The following is a 16803-nucleotide window of genomic DNA, read 5'->3' as shown; positions in this document are numbered from 1 at the left end:
TTACTTCGTATTATTTATTATATATGAAATTTATCATTTTTGTGGAAATAAAAATCCGAACACAAACGATTTGCTGTTCATGTTCGGAACACTTTAATCCATCATAATTGTATTGCGTACTTCCGTCATCTTGCGGTCTAATACACTTGATACATCAGCAACTTCACGTAATTCCTGACGTATACTGTCACTCAGTTTCTTCGTATTGTATTTATACTGCAGTTTATGTTCAGTAGATGCAAAGAAGTCCATCGCAAGCGTTCTAATCTGTATTTCGGCGGGTACCCATTTCACGCCTTCTGATAATACAAGCTCTGTCTCAACAATTAAGTGCAGGCTCTTATAGCCGCTTTGTTTCGGATTTTTAATATAATCTTTGACGCGTTTTATACGCAGATCATTACGCCCATTTAATATATCGTATATTTTATACACGTCATCTTCAAACGTCGTTACTATTCTTACACCGATAATGTCGAATATATTTTGCTGAATACTTTCTAAACTATAATCGATACCTTTACGCTTTAACTTATCCTTTAATGATAACGGAGATTTTATACGCGTCTTCACATGTTCAAATGGCGAATATCCGTATTTTGCCTGCCACTCCAGATCAATAATCTCTATATCACTTTTTAATTCCAGTAACCCCATCTCATACTCTTTGAATAAATATGAAAAATCTTCAACAAGTTTTATGAGTTCTGACTGATCTTCAATACGTTCCATTACTTTATCTATTTCCATTATTCATCGCTTCCAATCTTTAATTCACTCACAACTTCTTTTAACATCGTAATAAACGCGCTCACTTGCGGTAAGCTCAGTATATCGTTTTCGAAACTAATATATGTATCCCTTAGTAACTCCTGTTCATTAACTTGAACAAGCTGTACTTCAAATTCTTCCCGATTAATATCTTCTGCAACAATCTCAGGCAATACTGTCATCCCTACACCACTTAAGAGAAGTGCTTTACACGTTGCAATTTGATCTGTTTTTATTTGCGGTGCATACTCTTTATTGAATAGTTCTGTATACCACATTTCAATTTCCTTTAAATATACAGGATCGGCCTGAAACTCAATCATCGGTAACGTATCAAGCAGATCTAACTTATGTTTCGGATATATAAAATAATGTTTTTCACGCATTAAACGTTCATTCGTCAAGTTCATTATTTTCGTTCCACGAATAACAGACACATGAAAATCATGCTTGTTATTCATAATGCGCGTACTGGAACCTACTTGCAGCTGAATTTTAACGTTCGGATAGTCCTGTACGAAACGTTCCAGTACTTTCGGTAAGACAGTCTGACCAATCAGAGAAGATACCCCGATTGATAAGTTACCATTTATGATGCCTTCAGATGAATGAATCATTTCTTTTAAGTTTGTTTCTTCTTTCAGCATCTTACGGGCGTGGTTAATAATCACTTCACCATGTGTTGTGACGATAAGTTTCTTCTTCGTTCTTATAAAAATTTCTGTACCCCAGTCGTTTTCAATCGTTTTAAGTCTCTGACTGACAGCAGGCTGAGAAATATATAACATTTCTGCTGCTTTACGTAAAGTTTCTGCTTCATCAAGTGCAACTAGTAATCTGTAATCATCAATTTTCATCGGTAATCCTCAATCTTCAATATGATAAAATGCTTTCGTATTACGGTTTATAATTGACTTTACATCACAATTTTGATGTATCTTCTGTAACTCCACCATTATAGCAGAAATTTGCGCTTTAATCTCTGTTACCTCAAACCCTTCGTGCTGCCATGGCCCATCCGTTTCTACCATAATACGCGTTAACGGAAACATTTCAACCACTTTTCTCGTCTTCTCGTTCCATAATATATCTGGTGTCACACTTACCATATACCTACTTTCAAGAACTTGTGCCATCACGTCATCACTTGCTTTAAACCAATGAAAGTGCGCACGCTTAATATGATGTTTTTTCAGAAGTTGTAATGCAATTAATGCATCATCATAAACAGCATGTAATACAACAGGCAGTTGATATTGCGCTGCTTTTTCAATGAACAGTTCAAGCACGTGTATATATTGTTCCATATCAATTGAAGGTTTTTCCCGTCTTAAATATTGAGGAAGTCCAATTTCACCAATCGCAGTGAGCTTATCGTGATGTACATCAATGAGTTCAAGTATACGATACACTTCATCCATATGTATTATCTGCTCCGGATGGTAACCAAATGCGATATGAATGCGTTCTGACTGCAAATCTAACAGCCGCATACAACTTTTATAGTCCATCGCTACTCCGATAAAAATAATATCTTGCTGCAACATATTCTGAATTGCTTCGTCTGAATACTGATCGATATGAATATGTGCGTCAATCATATACATTCCTCCAATTTCTAACTATTAAAAATAAGACTCGAACAATAAATGTCCGAGTACGCTTTCATAATTATTTCTCTATTTTTCAATCGCTGTCTTGCACTGGTTTGCAAGTTGTACAAAGTATGTAAAGTTTGCACGCACTTCATCCATCACTTCATATGCCGTCTTATATGCAAAGTCATATTGTGCCTGGGTAATAACCTTTTTGTTCAGGGCACGTTTCGCATCCTCTTCGTCAACGAGTTCATAACGACCATCAGGTAATACGAGAACATCTAAATATAAATCATGCGTTCTTGCCTGACCAAGCTCCAGTATATTCTCCTCGTTAATATCAAAATAATATTGTAACGGCGCATCAGTCGCATCATACATTACTGTTAAACTATAATGTTTATCTTTCGGTAATATTTGCAGCCATTTGTAACCATTATCGGCAACAATAATATCTTGATCAATGATTTTAATTTCAAGCGGAGATTTTACCTTTATCATCTGAATTTCTCCTACAATCCCATCAAACCAATCATCTCTAATACGAATTTCTTTATAACGTTGCTTTAAGAGACGACGCCAGCTTCTTTTATCAATATATTTCGTCTTCATATCGTCTCACTCCTTATTGTTTATTATATAAAAATAAACAAGTATGACAAATCATTTTGCCTTACTTGTTTATTTTTAATTAAAGTTTATTCGGACTGTAATGTGTTTTTCCTTTTAAGAAGAACGATAATATTAATGCAAGTGCACTTAATACAGTCGCAACCCAGAATGCATCGTTTATTCCATTAATCGTTGCGAATTTTTGCAGATAACCCATCACATACTGACTACCTGCTTCTTGTGAACCGACACTACGTCCAATTTCAACAAATTGTCCTGAGATTTCAGGATGTGTTTTATCCAGTGAATTTGCAATGTCTCCAATATGTGCTGTTGTTTGTTGTGTCATTACTGTAACTAATATCGCAGTTCCAATAGAACCAGCGAGTTGTCTGATTGTATTACTAATTGCATTTCCATGAGGAATCATCGTCTGTGGTAATGCATTCATACCTGCAGTCATAATCGGCATCATAATAAAACTCATTCCGAATGAACGTAAAACATAAATGCCGAGAATTGTCTTATAAGACGTATCCATGCTCAGTTTCGTTAATTCCCATGTCGCATATGTCATAATGAGTAACCCAAAGATTGCAATCGGTTTAATACCGTACTTGTCAAGTAATCGTCCTGATATCGGCCCCATAACACCCATCAGTAACGATCCTGGTAATAAGAGCAATCCTGAATCCAGTGGAGAGAAGCCACGGATTGACTGTAAATATACCGGTAATAATAACATCCCACCGAATAAACTCATCGTAACAATAACGTTGATAAGTAATGTGAATGAGAAGCCGGTATATTTAAGCGTACGTAGATCCATCATCGGTGCTTTCATCGTAATTTCTCTATATACAAATAATGCGACAAAGATTAATCCGATTACCATTGTTAAGATTACGATCGTTGAATCCCAGCCTTTATTACCTGCTTCTGAAAAACCATATAGCAAACTACCGAAACCTAACGAGCTGAATATAACGCCCGGGACATCAAGTTTTGGATTGCTAAGTGGTTGATATATTTTAAACCAGAACATTCCAATAATAATAGAAATGATACCGACAACTGTCATTCCGTAGAACATGACGTTCCAATGGTAGTTCTGAATAACCCATCCAGTTAAAGTCGGACCAATAGCCGGTGCTAAAATGAAAGCAATCCCCATCATCCCCATTGCAGCCCCACGTTTTTCAGGTGGGAATACTGTCATAAATACATTCGTACCTAGCGGCATTAAGATTCCGGCGCCCACTGCCTGAATGACACGTCCTGTCATCATTAACGGGAAGTTTGTACTAATCGCACAAATTACAGAGCCAATCGTAAACGAAATCATTGCAAACAGGAATAACTGTCGATATGTGAATTTCTGAATCAAATATGCACTAACAGGTACGAGTATCCCGTTAACAAGCATAAATCCAGTCGTTAACCATTGTGCTGTCGCTGTTGAAATACTGAAGTCATTAATCATTATCGGTAATGCAACGTTAATTAACGTCTGATTCAATATCGCAACGAACATACCGGCCATAAGTGCTGTAATAATTTTAGCCAGTGTAATTCCTTTTTCGAAAGTAACGAGCGCTTCAGGTTTTTTCACCTGCTCGTGTACAGGACGATTCACATCAATCGGTGCATCAGATACTTGTTGATGTTCTGCTGTTTCATTTGCAATAGCGTCATCTTTTTTTGTTATCGGTGTATACGTTTTTGCTGCCTGTTTAACAGGCGCTGCTTTTTTTCTATTACGTCGCAGTAACAATCTGTTTACGACAATAAATGTAAGTATCGAGAAGATACTATATAGAATAATCATCGAGGTCATAATATAACCTCCTTAATTTTTATGAATGCGTACAGTTACATTCATTCCTGGTAATATATCTAAAGATTTATCCTTTGAAAGTTCAATCTTAACTGGAACGACTTGTGTTACTTTAGTGAAGTTTGCGTTACCGTTTGATGATGGTAATAAGCTGAAACTTGAAGCTGTCGCTAAACCAATTTGTTCAACTTTACCAGTTAATGTTGTATCTTTATAGCCATCAACGTAAACATCTACTTTCTGACCTTTTTTAACGCCATCAAGTTCTGTTTCTTTAATGTTTGCAGTTACGAACAATTTATCCATATTATATGCGTATGCAATTGGTGTACCTGCGCCTACAAATCCGTTTTCAGTTGCTTGCTTCTTAACTAATGTACCATCCTGTGGCATCGTTAATTCTACTTTAGAAGGCGCGCCATCCTGACCTGCACCTGCAACTGTACCTAATTTATCGTCTTTTGATAACGTATCCCCAACTTTTTTATCGAATGTAATCAGTTTTCCTGCTACTGGACTTGCAATTGCAATCTGATCACCATCTACCTTTGCGTTATCTGTTTTCACATAATTTGTTGCTTCATCATAGAAGTGAAAGCCCACAATACCTAACACTGCTAAAATAACTAACGTTAAAATATTAATCATTACTAATTTCTTCATTTATAATTTCCTCCCTTTTTACATAAAGAATATTATAGTAGGATTTCATAAACATTCAACCAACAATAATTGTGAATTTGTCGGAAATTGAGTAAAATAAATGCACTACTACTATTAAATAAGAAGAAATGAGTATATATATGGATAAAAAACAGTTAATCGAAACTAGCTTAATTCAGTTGATGGAAACATATCGTTTCAGAGAAATTACAATAAAGATGATTTGTACAGAAGCACAGATTAATCGCTCGACGTTTTATGCATACTTCGATGATAAATATGCTTTACTGGATAGTTTGATTGATAGCCATATCATGCAGTTAGAAGTAATATTAAATGAAGATTTTGTAAATTTGCATTTAACGAAAGATAAGCGACCTTCTGTTGAAAAATATTTAACGCATACGATTGAATATATTTATAAGCACCGACAATTCTTTCGTGTGCTACTTACACTTCATCCAGCACAGAACTTTACCCAGAAACTACTTTCAAACTGGCGTACAAACTATATGAATGTTCTGGAAACAAGTACGACGCTTCAATATCCTGATTATTTCGTCAGCTATACGATCGGTGGTCAGTTCGGGGTGTTATATTTCTGGTTGCAAAATGACTGCCCGGAGCCGCCTGAAGTAATCAGTACGATTATTTATAATAATATACTTAAAATAAATCGATAAAGAGGTATAAGACAAATGTCTTACACCTCTATTATTTATTTCAGATTGTCTTCAATTTTCTTAATTTCGTCTGCATTTAAGTTTTTAGGAATCTCGCCATCTTTCGTGTCTTCCTTTAAGGCGTCTTTCGCTTTATCTGAATGATACAATGCTACAATTTTCTTATATGTTTTATTATCTTTATCTTTCGTTTGTGCAGCGATAACGTTAATATACGGAGCAACATTTTTACTGTTTGAATCTTCAAGGAGAATTGGATCGTTTTTAGGATTTAAACCAGCACGTGCTGCAACACCGTTATTGATAATACTCGCTGCAACATCTGGTAACACGCGTGGTGTTTGCTGTGCATCAATTGGTTTAATATTAATATCTAGTTTGTTTTCTTTAACTTTTTCCGGACCACCAAACAATCCAAAGTCATCTGATAACTTTATTAATCCTCCTGCTTCAAGCAAACGTAACGCACGTGCCTGGTTTGTTACATCGTCAGGAATAGCAATTGTATCTCCTTTTTTAATATCTTTAATTGATTTTACTTTTTCTGAATATACGCCAAGTGGTGCAAATACTGTCGTACCTAATACTGAAATATCAAGATTATGATCCTTTTTAAACTGATCTAAAAATGCAAAGTGCTGGAATGCGTTTAAATCAATTTCACCTTCATTCAATGCTTTATTTGGTGCTGTGTAATCTTGAAACTCTACAAATTCAATATTAATACCTTCCTGCTTTGCTTCTTTCTTCACTACTTCCCAAACTTTAGAGTCTACGCCAGTGACACCAATCTTCACAGTTTTTTCTTTACTCTCCTTACTCCCACATGCTGCCAGTACAACGATTAAACTTAATAATAATACGAATAATTTTTTCATGTTCATTGCTCCCTTTTATAGTCTATTTGTATATATGCTTGCAAATTTATTACCGATAAATTGTGTAATCTGAACGAGTATGATTAGTATGACGACTGTAATAAACATAATCAATACATCAAATCTCTGATAACCATATGTAAATGCCAAGTAACCTATACCGCCAGCTCCAACGAGTCCTGCTACTGCCGAGAATTCAATTAGTGATACAGTCGTAAATGTTAAACCTAATATTAAAGCACCCGCAGCTTCAGGTATGAGTACTTTAAATAATATATCGAACTTGCTTGACCCCATTGCTTCTGCTGCTTCTATCACACCTTTATCTACAGATACAATATTGTTTTCTACAATACGTGCGATGGATAATGAAGCTGCGAGTGTCATCGGGAAAATCGCTGCCCATATTCCAATTGATGTTCCAACTAAAAATCTCGTAACCGGGATTAATGCGACAAGGAAGATGATAAATGGAATGGGCCTGATCGTATTAATCAGTGCATTTAATATACCATTCACAAACTTGTTTTCCAGTATATTACCTTTTGCAGTCGCATAAAGTAATATTCCGAGTGGAAGCCCAATCAGTACTGCAAAGAATAATGTAATCACCACCATGATTAATGTGTTGATCGTCTGCTCGATAATAACTGGATAAAATGTTGTAATATCAGTTTTCAAATCCTTCTACCTCCTTTATATCAATTTTAAATTCACGTAATTGATTCAGCGCTGCATCAATATTAGAAGATGATCCTATCACTTCGATTAACAAATTCCCAAATAATCTATCAGTTAACTCGGTTATACCACCATACAAAATATTGAAATCAACCCCAAACTGTCGACCGACCTGACTGAGTGCCGGCTTTAAGATTTGCTGATGACTGAAAATAAAACGGTATAATTTACGATCTGATGTTTTAATTTCATTAGGTATATCATCATTTAATACGCTATGAACAAATCGTTTCGTAACAGGATGCTTTGGCGAAGTGAACAGTTCAAATACTTTATTCTGTTCTACGACTTTGCCGTGTTCCATTACAGCAACTTCATCGCAAATCTTTTTAACGACTTCCATCTCATGTGTAATAATGACAATTGTAATATTGAGTCTCTCATTTATTTTCTTCAGTAAGTTTAATATATCATCTGTCGTTTCAGGATCAAGCGCACTCGTTGCTTCATCACAGAGTAATATATCCGGTTCTGTTGCAAGTGCTCTCGCTATCCCTATTCTCTGCTTCTGCCCTCCTGAGAGTTGATTTGGATAATCATCTTTTTTATCAATTAAACCAACAAAGTTTAACAACTCATCAACTCTTGATTCGATTTCTGATTTGTTATATCGCTTTGATAATTTAAGCGGATATCTAATATTGTCTCCTACCGTTTTTGATTTAAATAAGTTAAATTGCTGAAATATCATACCGATATTCTGACGTCTTTTTCTCAATGTTTTCTCTCTTATCGTCGTAATATCCTGACCTTCTACGATAACATTCCCTGTCGTCGGTTTTTCCAGACGATTTATTAATCTCAGCAAAGTTGATTTACCTGCACCTGAGTAACCAACAATTCCAAATACTTGTCCTTTCTCAATCGTTAAGTCCACATGATTCAGTGCATGAACTTCACCTTTTTTCGTAGTATATACTTTCGTAACATCCTGAATTTCGATTATGCCCATTTTTCCTCCTCCTTCAAATAAAAAAACACTCACATAGCTTGAGCTAAATGAGTGTTATACGTTCAACATTTATCTGCCAAGCTAATGCTTGATGGATTTAGCACAGTGCTCTGTAGTAGAGTCCGCTGCTGAGACTTCATCGGGCCATATCCCTCTGTCTCTCTTGATAAATTATTATTAAGTTGTTTTACATATTACATGTGATACATAAATAAGTCAATATTATTTTTAAACTTTTTTAAAAATTTAGTTTTTTTTAGAAACTCGATAACCCTGTAAACTCCTGTACACGGTATAAGACGTCTTTAATAAACGATGGATCTTTCTGGACGTCATAATCATCTGTTACATGCGCATATTTGTTTTCCCACATTGCATCAAATGTATCGTTTAGTTGTTTAAATACGCTTAAGTCGCTTTTACCGGAAATCACAACGTCTGTTTCCATGTTATAGTCTCCAACGTTTCGACGTGTTAAGTTCGCACTTCCAAGTATTACAGTGCTCTCACCAGTCGATAAACTTCTAAAAAGTGTATATTTCGCATGGAATTGTTCTCCGTGACTCACCGCCCATCTCACTTTTATATGATCGTCTGACTTTGAGATGAGTTCATGCGCAACAGGTTTGTTTGGTATACCCGGCTTTTCCTTTCCGAATGCTTCTTTATTTACATCTAAAATAATGCGAACCTCTACACCACGGTCTGATGCATTTAATAGTGATTTTACGATATCACGATCAGATAAATAAAACATTCCCATCTTAATATTATCCCCGGACTTCATGCTGTTAATATTTCGCAGTACCGCTTCTTTCACTTTAGCCTCTGTTACGAGTGTTGTTTTATAATCCATGTCATTGCTATATGCGTGATTTTTTATCGCGAAATCACTTGCTGATAAATTACTACCGCTCATGTTCAGTGCATGAATTTCACTTTTAATCAAATCTTCCTGTAATTGGCCTGTTACTTTTACTGCAACGTTCTGATGATGTCCGCTAGGGTCGTGTGGATTGCTGCTTGATATGATTGCGGCATCTTCTGTTACTAATGTTTTTCGATGATTCGCTTTCATATTAAGTAATCTTGCGAAACCTCGTACCGTTACATTCGGTGCTTCTTTAGAGAATATATTCGGAATGAGACCATTCTCGTTATTTCCGAAAAAGCGTAAAGTCGGTCGCCATAACCCTGAGTATATTGGATTTGAATCACGAAGTTTTACAAGATTCGTTTCATAAACAGATATACCATTATCACGCAACATTTTATAATGCGCTGGTGTGTAACTTCCATAAAATGAATTAATCGGATCTGTCAACATGTAGATTTGAATGTCTGGATTTTCTTTCTTTTTATTTATCAGTGCATGCGTAAGTTCTGTCGTCAGTTTCGGAAACTTAACATCACCATCATATGTATCATTGAATAAGAACATATCAAGAATAATAAAATCATCTGCTGCTTTAATCGTTTTTAACTGTTCATTGAATATTTCGTGCTCATAGTACATTTTTTTATTTTTTTCGTACGTTTTATCAATGAGTAATTTCACGTCATTTGTCTTACTCGGTTCATAAGCCTTACTAATACCTGCTGGGAGCGGTTTCATCGCGCCATACACTGCACTGCAAACATAAATAACACACCCGATTATAAAGATATGTTTAAATTTAAGTTTTGATTTTTTTCTTTTGCGTTTACGCTGCGTTTTTTTATTCACAGCTTTTTTCTTCGCCATCGATTTACCTTTAGATTGAACTGCATTACGTTTTTGCTGCATGATGCACCTCCTATTAAAAGTATAACAAAAAGCAGGGGAAATCCCTGCTTATTTTACAAATATAAATGTTCTTTCAGCATTATCGATTAAGTATAAATGATTACCTTCTTCATCGATTTTATTTTCATCAACGATAGCTTTAAATGATTTGCGTTCTACCTTTTTTGCACCTTTAATGTCTTTAATAGAATCTACACTCGAGGCGAAAGATAAATCTGTTGATTTTGGTAATTCATATACTTTACCTTCTGGTAACAAGTCACTATATTTATCTATGAAGTTCTCCTGTTTCAAGAACGCGATAACTTCCTTATCATAAAGCGAAATAGGAACATCATAACTGCCGGCTTCATATACAGTGCCATTGTAATTTTCATATTCGAATGTAACAGCATATTTACTACGTCCTGCTTCTAATTTGCTACTGAAAGCTTTATTATTAATAGACGCTTCAAGCACTTTTACTAAACGTTCCTTCTGTTTCTTATTAAGTCCTTCACCTGTATATGAATCTTCGCTAATTTCATGTTGTATAGAAATCGTATCATTTACGCGATTACTTAAATCCAGTGCTTTCGTTAAGATTGATTTATTTTCTTCAGTGTTCATTGATTTTATGTAGTGCTCATAGTCTTTTTTATATACATCATAATTTCTATCAATGACACGACCATCGTTCAAAGTATATTTTAAATGAACATTATACACTTCATAATCATTATTATATTGTGCTTTTTGTGCCGCAACAAGTTTGCTATGTGACCTAATAACATTGTTAATGAATACTGGATCACTTACTTTCGTATCATTAAGTAAACTTGTCATCGCATATTGACCTGTTTCACCTTCAAATGTAGCAGCAACATTTTTAACCTTTCTTTCATCCGGAATATATTGCTCACGGTATAGACCAGCTGCGTACACGGACAATAAAGCAACCCCCACTACTAACAGTGATGCTAAATATAACTTTTTATTAAATGTAATACGCACAGATTTTTGTGCAGACATCTCCATTAACATATAACTGATCGTAAACGAAATGAAGTATATGATTATCGCAATAATGAGCATTTCATTAAATAGCGTGCTGAATATTAACCCACCAAGAAGTGTCACAATTAATATCGTGATAAAGTAAATGACTAGATGAATCGTATTGTTCGCATACGCTTCATTGATGCGCTCATTTCTTCGCTTATTATATATGACATATGATGCGGCTATCATTACTACTGAAATCAAGAATATGATACATAAGTATGTAAAGTTATAGTCATCCTTCACTACAAAATCCATAAATTTAACCGGAATCGTAATTTCATTCAGAAACTGCTCAGGATAACTGCTCAAACCTTTGAACATTCTCATATGTGTCGTGTATATAAGCGTACCCATTATTACCGGGGAAATTAATATAGCGATAACACTAATAATATGACTTAAATAATTGTTAATGAGTAATCCGAGCAATATCGTTAAACTGAATATAAATAAATGCAATAATAGGCTTAAAGCTATCCAGATGAGCATCTTTTCAATATTAATACCTGTAAACTTTATACCGAATATAAGCGTAATGACCCCGTTAATAACTAAATTCAGTAATGCGTGAATAAAGTATGTACCATAAATTGTAGATAATATCTCCTGACGCTTTATTGGTAAACTATGAATAAAATCAGAAGCATGCTTTGATTTAAAGAAATATGTGATAAACAAACCACATAAAATTGCATACATCATCGTTCCGAAAAAGTATAAGCTAGACGTGCTTGCTGACCCGATAATGTACTTACTAATATTATTCGTCCCTTCAACATCCATCATAAAATATGAGAATGGTATAAGGATAAACGTACAAATCATATTAATTACGGTTAAAAACATAATATTACGTGATAAATTTTTAAACAAAGCATTATTCCACAATGACATTTTCGATTGCATAACCGTAACCTCCTAGTTCATAAGTGAATATTTCTTCTAAAGTGAGTGGCAGAATATCATAGAGCAGCGGATCTGCCTTTGTTATATATTCTTCAACGTTATCGAGATTATCTTTAACGATGCACGTTACAACGCGACCTTTAACAGACTTCTCTATAACATTCATCCCTTTGTAGAAAGCTTCATCAGGTAATATACTGAACGCCATCTGAATTTTAGCGACATTTCCTTTTAAGTCATCTAAATCACGAGTCATGAGTACACGACCTTCATGCATTAACGTGACTGAATCGCAGAAATCTTCCATTTCCCTTAAATTATGACTCGATACAAATAACGCGACATTATGATTTGACACATCTTGAATTAGTATATTTTTAATCGTATGTCTGACTATAGGGTCCAGGCCATCGAATGGTTCATCCAGCAATAAAACTTCTGGGCGTGATGCAATTCCAAGTATGAAAGCACATTGACGTTGCATACCTTTTGAGAATTTCGTGATTTTCTTTTTTGGATTAATTTTCAGTACTTCAACAAGCTGCTTATAACGCTCATCGCTAAACTTAGGGAACATCAGTTTATAAAATTCAGCCATTTCATCGAGTGCAGCATGACCGAAGAAGTATGGAATATCCGATATGAAAATCATCTTTTCCTTGTAAGACTTATTTTCAAATATATGTTCATCATTATATAGAATATTACCGTCATCACATTTATATATCCCTGCAATCAGTTTTAATAATGTCGTTTTTCCGGCACCATTACTACCGAGCAATCCTTGAATAGAGCCTTGAAGAATTGATAAATTAACATCATCAACCGCTTTATAATTGCCAAATGACTTACTAACACTATTCAGTTGTATCGTCATGATGATCCCCCTCCATACTTTCGATTGCTTGAATGATCTCTTCTTTCGTTAAACCTAAAAATAATAACTCATTCACTGTCTTGTTTAAAGTTTCTGTTAGCATTTGAATGCGCTCCTTATTCATTTCATTTTGAATAGTGTTCACAAAACTGCCTTTGCCTGGAACTGAATATGTATATCCTAAATATTCCAGTTCACGATATGCTTTTTGAATCGTATTTGGATTAATCGTTAACTCCTGTGCGAGCTGTCTTACTGAGGGCAACTTTTCATCCGGAAGCAGAACACCATTAATAATTTGTACTTTAAACCCATTGATTAGCTGCTCATATATCGGAACACAACTTCGATTATCAATTGAAATCATCTCATCTCTCCGTTCTACTGTATTAACTGTACTATACTATATAATACACTTAATACAGTGAATGTCAACAAATTTTGTAAATAAAGGGATAACGTACGTTGGCCATGAAGAAGTATCGTGAAATATATTCGCAGCATCATTATAAGTGGCTGATAATCGGACACTCAGACTATTTTTGGACCGCGAGTGTCTCTTTTTGGGACACTCAGCATATTTTTGGACCGCGAGTGTCTCTTTTTAGGACACTCAACATATTTTTGGACCGCGAATGTCACTTTTTGAGACACTCATACTATTTTTGGACCGCGAATGTCTCTTTTTGGGACACTCAGCATATTTTTGGACCGCGAGTGTCTCTTTTTGGGACACTCAACATATTTTTGGAGCGCGAGTGTCACTTTTTCGGACACTCATACTATTTTTGGACTGCGAGTGTCACTTTTTCGGACACTCAGCATATTTTTGGACCGCGAGTGTCACTTTTTCGGACACTCAGCATATTTTTGGACCGCGAGTGTCACTTTTTGGGACACTCATACTATTTTTGGACCGCGAGTGTCTCTTTTTGGGACACTCAGCATATTTTTGGACCGCGAGTGTCTCTTTTTGGGACACTCATACATTCAATGCAAACAAAAAAGCACCCGAATGAATATTCGAGTGCAAAACTTTATGCTAAAAGTGGTAAATTAAGTTGCCAGTTAATACCGAACTGATCGGCAATCCATGCAAACTTCTCAGCAACAGGTGGCATCGGTGCAAGTTCCATTAACACTTGACCATTTTCCTTTAACTGATCATATAAAAACTCAATCTCTTCGACAGATTCACATTCCACCGCAAAACTCAGTGCAGGTGTAAAAGGAATATCCGTACCATTTGCATTATCAATCGCCATAAATTGTTCATTATGAATCGTAAATACCGCGTGATTAACCGTTCCAGGTGCACCAGGGCCTTGTTCATCATACTTGATCATTGAAATAACTTCACTATTACGAAATACTGATGTATAAAACTCAATTGCTGCTTCTGCTTTCCCGTTAAACATCATAAACGGTGTTATTTTTTTGTTTTTCATTATACATCCTCCTTTTGTTTTAATGCATATTTTTCAATTATATTTGTATGTTCCGGATATCTGACTTTAAGCTCATCTTGAGTAAATAATTCAAATTCTTCAAATGTAAAACCTGGTGATACCATGCATCCAACAAGACTCCATTCATTCTCACCTTCAACGGTTGAAGCAAACACAGTATTTTTAGGTACTAAAAATTGAGGCACTTCACCGTTTTTAACATCTAGCCCTAATTTTACTGCTTCATATTTACCATCTTCAAAAATCATATGAATTGTGAGTGTGTCTCCAGCATGAAAGTACCATAACTCATCTGATTTTATTCTATGAAAATGTGAGATATTCCCTGCTTCAAGCAGAAAATATATACTAGTATATAATTTTTTATTTTCAACACTTAAATCTGACTTATATGTTTCAAAATAGTAACCACCTTCAGGATGTGGTATTAATTTCAAACTTTCAATGAAATCATGCTTATTCATAGTACCTCCTAAAAAAGCACTGAACATGTTCAGTGCTTAATGTTATGCATTTACATTATGGTGTACTGTTTGTACGTCCTCTAAATCTTCAATTGCATCTACTAACTTCTCGAATACTTCTAAATCTGCATCTGACAAATCTAATTCATTTTGAGGTACCATTGAAAGCTCAGCAACTGTAAATTCCTCTACACCTGCTTCTTTCAACGTGTTCTGAACTGCTGCAAACTGATCTGGCTCAGCATATACAACAACGTGGCCATCTTCTTCCATTACATCACGCACGTCTATGTCCGCTTCCATCAAAATTTCTAACGTTTCATCTGCAGTTTTACCATCAAATCCAAATACAGCAGTATTATCAAACATGTAGCTTACAGAACCTGATACACCCATGTTTCCACCATTCTTACCGAATGCTGCACGTACGTCACTTGCTGTACGGTTTACGTTATTTGTTAACGCATCAACGATTAACATTGATCCACCTGGACCGAATCCTTCATAGCGTAATTCATCATAGTTCTCTTCAGAACCGCCTTTAGCTTTTTCAATTGCACGGTCGATAATATGTTTTGGTACTGAATATGTTTTCGCACGTTCAAGTACAAACTTTAAATTCTGGTTCGACTCTGGATCTGGCTCTCCAGATTTTGCTGCAACATAAATCTCACGGCCAAACTTAGCATAAATTCTACTCGTGTTTTTATCCTTTGCAGCTTTCTTCTCTTTAATATTGTTCCACTTACGACCCATAGTATACACTTCTCTTTCAATAATTTATGTCATTATTATACACATTTATCGTTCATTACACAAAAAAGATTAAAGGCATCTGCCTTTAATCTCTTAAAATACTCGCTAATCGTAAAATATCTAAAATGATATTTAATAAGTTAATAAATAAACTGAATCCCATCTCCTGTGGTGAGAAGTTTCCTTGTTTCAAACGGTTGAAGTCATATACAGTGTACAGGAAGAAAATTGCTAATCCTGCAATTGTTATTACCATCTGAAACATTGGAATTTGAATAAAGATACCTAAGAAACTTGCAAACACTAAAGCGATTAATGCCGGGAATAATAAACGTCCTAAGTTTGTAGCATCTCCTACAACGAAGAAACCAACTAAACCGAATGCTAAGAATGCCCCAACTGCAAGCGCCACGTTTTGATAAAATGCAACTTCACCTAATGTTGACATGTAGTACATAAACGAACCATAACTTACGATTCCCATACCAAATGCCATTAAGTTCGAAATTAAAAATCCAAATTTACGTGATGCACGAACAAATAGTGACATCATAATCAGTGCAAAAATAGCCATTGAAACTGTAAATCTTAAACCAGCTGGTACGAACTGACCTAAATAAGTTCCTGCTGCAAAGATAATCCAGTAATACATAAAGAATAAAAACGTCTGACGGTAAGCAGATGAACGTGATACCGGTTCTGCGTTATAGTAATTGTTCATAATATCCTCCAAATAAATTTATTATAGTCATTATTATACAATTAT

General features: G+C 35.2%; 18 protein-coding genes and 1 riboswitch. Of the genes, 1 reads left to right on the top strand and 17 read right to left on the bottom strand.

What is annotated here, in order from left to right:
- Positions 1 to 93: 93 nt before the first annotated feature.
- The 6 genes from LAU42_RS02555 to LAU42_RS02530 form a co-directional block, all read right to left on the bottom strand.
- On the bottom strand, positions 94 to 750 hold the full coding sequence (locus LAU42_RS02555; RefSeq protein ID WP_224184133.1) for a GTP pyrophosphokinase: 657 nt from the start codon (positions 748 to 750) through the stop codon (positions 94 to 96).
- Entirely contained in the window at positions 750 to 1628 is an 879-nt protein-coding gene (locus tag LAU42_RS02550; protein ID WP_224184132.1) for a LysR family transcriptional regulator, read from the bottom strand. Before LAU42_RS02550 ends, LAU42_RS02555 begins: the two co-directional genes overlap by 1 nt.
- A 9-nt stretch (positions 1629 to 1637) precedes the next feature.
- Entirely contained in the window at positions 1638 to 2372 is a 735-nt protein-coding gene (locus tag LAU42_RS02545) for a TatD family hydrolase (RefSeq protein WP_224184131.1), read from the bottom strand.
- Positions 2373 to 2450: 78 nt separating this feature from the next.
- Positions 2451 to 2981 (bottom strand): ribonuclease FAU-1 family protein, encoded by a 531-nt coding sequence (locus tag LAU42_RS02540; protein WP_224184130.1) that lies wholly within the window; start codon positions 2979 to 2981, stop codon positions 2451 to 2453.
- A 79-nt stretch (positions 2982 to 3060) separates the two neighbouring features.
- On the bottom strand, positions 3061 to 4818 hold the full coding sequence (locus tag LAU42_RS02535) for a DHA2 family efflux MFS transporter permease subunit (RefSeq protein WP_224184129.1): 1758 nt from the start codon (positions 4816 to 4818) through the stop codon (positions 3061 to 3063).
- Between the two features lie 12 nt (positions 4819 to 4830).
- Positions 4831 to 5481, bottom strand: a complete 651-nt coding sequence (locus tag LAU42_RS02530) for an HlyD family secretion protein (RefSeq protein ID WP_224184128.1) — start codon at positions 5479 to 5481, stop codon at positions 4831 to 4833.
- A gap of 140 nt (positions 5482 to 5621) precedes the next feature.
- Between LAU42_RS02530 and LAU42_RS02525 the strand changes: the two genes are divergently transcribed.
- Entirely contained in the window at positions 5622 to 6164 is a 543-nt protein-coding gene (locus LAU42_RS02525) for a TetR/AcrR family transcriptional regulator (protein ID WP_224184127.1), read from the top strand.
- Positions 6165 to 6199: 35 nt separating this feature from the next.
- Here the strand turns inward: LAU42_RS02525 and LAU42_RS02520 are convergent, their stop codons facing one another.
- The 11 genes from LAU42_RS02520 to LAU42_RS02470 form a co-directional block, all read right to left on the bottom strand.
- Entirely contained in the window at positions 6200 to 7042 is an 843-nt protein-coding gene (locus LAU42_RS02520; protein WP_224184126.1) for a MetQ/NlpA family ABC transporter substrate-binding protein, read from the bottom strand.
- Between the two features lie 15 nt (positions 7043 to 7057).
- The gene (locus tag LAU42_RS02515) at positions 7058 to 7723 is read right to left on the bottom strand and encodes a methionine ABC transporter permease (RefSeq protein ID WP_224184125.1); all 666 of its coding nucleotides are present in this window, start codon (positions 7721 to 7723) and stop codon (positions 7058 to 7060) included.
- The gene (locus LAU42_RS02510) at positions 7713 to 8729 is read right to left on the bottom strand and encodes a methionine ABC transporter ATP-binding protein (protein ID WP_224184716.1); all 1017 of its coding nucleotides are present in this window, start codon (positions 8727 to 8729) and stop codon (positions 7713 to 7715) included. Before LAU42_RS02510 ends, LAU42_RS02515 begins: the two co-directional genes overlap by 11 nt.
- Before the next feature lie 72 nt (positions 8730 to 8801).
- Positions 8802 to 8908: riboswitch (SAM riboswitch) on the bottom strand.
- 83 nt (positions 8909 to 8991) lie between these two features.
- Positions 8992 to 10521, bottom strand: coding sequence for a phospholipase D family protein (locus LAU42_RS02505; protein ID WP_224184124.1), 1530 nt, complete (start codon positions 10519 to 10521; stop codon positions 8992 to 8994).
- A 48-nt stretch (positions 10522 to 10569) separates the two neighbouring features.
- Entirely contained in the window at positions 10570 to 12471 is a 1902-nt protein-coding gene (locus LAU42_RS02500; RefSeq protein WP_224184123.1) for an ABC transporter permease, read from the bottom strand.
- Positions 12443 to 13348: an ABC transporter ATP-binding protein gene (locus tag LAU42_RS02495; protein WP_224184122.1), complete on the bottom strand. Its 906-nt coding sequence runs from the start codon at positions 13346 to 13348 to the stop codon at positions 12443 to 12445. The genes LAU42_RS02500 and LAU42_RS02495 overlap by 29 nt, the downstream gene beginning before the upstream one ends.
- On the bottom strand, positions 13329 to 13715 hold the full coding sequence (locus LAU42_RS02490) for a GntR family transcriptional regulator (RefSeq protein ID WP_224184121.1): 387 nt from the start codon (positions 13713 to 13715) through the stop codon (positions 13329 to 13331). The genes LAU42_RS02495 and LAU42_RS02490 overlap by 20 nt, the downstream gene beginning before the upstream one ends.
- Before the next feature lie 670 nt (positions 13716 to 14385).
- Complete coding sequence (locus tag LAU42_RS02485) at positions 14386 to 14796, bottom strand: VOC family protein (RefSeq protein WP_224184120.1); 411 nt, start codon at positions 14794 to 14796, stop codon at positions 14386 to 14388.
- Positions 14796 to 15281, bottom strand: a complete 486-nt coding sequence (locus LAU42_RS02480) for a cupin domain-containing protein (RefSeq protein ID WP_224184119.1) — start codon at positions 15279 to 15281, stop codon at positions 14796 to 14798. Before LAU42_RS02480 ends, LAU42_RS02485 begins: the two co-directional genes overlap by 1 nt.
- Before the next feature lie 42 nt (positions 15282 to 15323).
- Complete coding sequence (locus LAU42_RS02475; protein WP_224184118.1) at positions 15324 to 16037, bottom strand: YebC/PmpR family DNA-binding transcriptional regulator; 714 nt, start codon at positions 16035 to 16037, stop codon at positions 15324 to 15326.
- Between the two features lie 85 nt (positions 16038 to 16122).
- Complete coding sequence (locus LAU42_RS02470; protein ID WP_224184117.1) at positions 16123 to 16758, bottom strand: Bax inhibitor-1/YccA family protein; 636 nt, start codon at positions 16756 to 16758, stop codon at positions 16123 to 16125.
- Between the last annotated feature and the right edge of the window lie 45 nt (positions 16759 to 16803).

This window comes from Macrococcus armenti, assembly GCF_020097135.1.
Classification (GTDB): Bacteria; Bacillota; Bacilli; order Staphylococcales; family Staphylococcaceae; genus Macrococcoides; species Macrococcoides armenti.
Note: the sequence above shows the minus strand (reverse complement) of the source record. Positions and strands in the feature narration are given on the sequence as shown.

Excerpts from the sequence above, each read along its gene's own strand:
- LAU42_RS02535 (WP_224184129.1), bottom strand. The coding sequence starts at position 4,818 with ATGACCTCGATGATTATTCTATATAGTATCTTCTCGATACTTACATTT.
- LAU42_RS02525 (WP_224184127.1), top strand. The coding sequence starts at position 5,622 with ATGGATAAAAAACAGTTAATCGAAACTAGCTTAATTCAGTTGATGGAA.
- LAU42_RS02550 (WP_224184132.1), bottom strand. The coding sequence starts at position 1,628 with ATGAAAATTGATGATTACAGATTACTAGTTGCACTTGATGAAGCAGAA.
- LAU42_RS02545 (WP_224184131.1), bottom strand. The coding sequence starts at position 2,372 with ATGATTGACGCACATATTCATATCGATCAGTATTCAGACGAAGCAATT.
- LAU42_RS02540 (WP_224184130.1), bottom strand. The coding sequence starts at position 2,981 with ATGAAGACGAAATATATTGATAAAAGAAGCTGGCGTCGTCTCTTAAAG.
- LAU42_RS02490 (WP_224184121.1), bottom strand. The coding sequence starts at position 13,715 with ATGATTTCAATTGATAATCGAAGTTGTGTTCCGATATATGAGCAGCTA.
- LAU42_RS02470 (WP_224184117.1), bottom strand. The coding sequence starts at position 16,758 with ATGAACAATTACTATAACGCAGAACCGGTATCACGTTCATCTGCTTAC.
- LAU42_RS02530 (WP_224184128.1), bottom strand. The coding sequence starts at position 5,481 with ATGAAGAAATTAGTAATGATTAATATTTTAACGTTAGTTATTTTAGCA.
- LAU42_RS02500 (WP_224184123.1), bottom strand. The coding sequence starts at position 12,471 with ATGCAATCGAAAATGTCATTGTGGAATAATGCTTTGTTTAAAAATTTA.
- LAU42_RS02555 (WP_224184133.1), bottom strand. The coding sequence starts at position 750 with ATGGAAATAGATAAAGTAATGGAACGTATTGAAGATCAGTCAGAACTC.
- LAU42_RS02480 (WP_224184119.1), bottom strand. The coding sequence starts at position 15,281 with ATGAATAAGCATGATTTCATTGAAAGTTTGAAATTAATACCACATCCT.
- LAU42_RS02485 (WP_224184120.1), bottom strand. The coding sequence starts at position 14,796 with ATGAAAAACAAAAAAATAACACCGTTTATGATGTTTAACGGGAAAGCA.
- LAU42_RS02505 (WP_224184124.1), bottom strand. The coding sequence starts at position 10,521 with ATGCAGCAAAAACGTAATGCAGTTCAATCTAAAGGTAAATCGATGGCG.
- LAU42_RS02520 (WP_224184126.1), bottom strand. The coding sequence starts at position 7,042 with ATGAAAAAATTATTCGTATTATTATTAAGTTTAATCGTTGTACTGGCA.
- LAU42_RS02495 (WP_224184122.1), bottom strand. The coding sequence starts at position 13,348 with ATGACGATACAACTGAATAGTGTTAGTAAGTCATTTGGCAATTATAAA.
- LAU42_RS02475 (WP_224184118.1), bottom strand. The coding sequence starts at position 16,037 with ATGGGTCGTAAGTGGAACAATATTAAAGAGAAGAAAGCTGCAAAGGAT.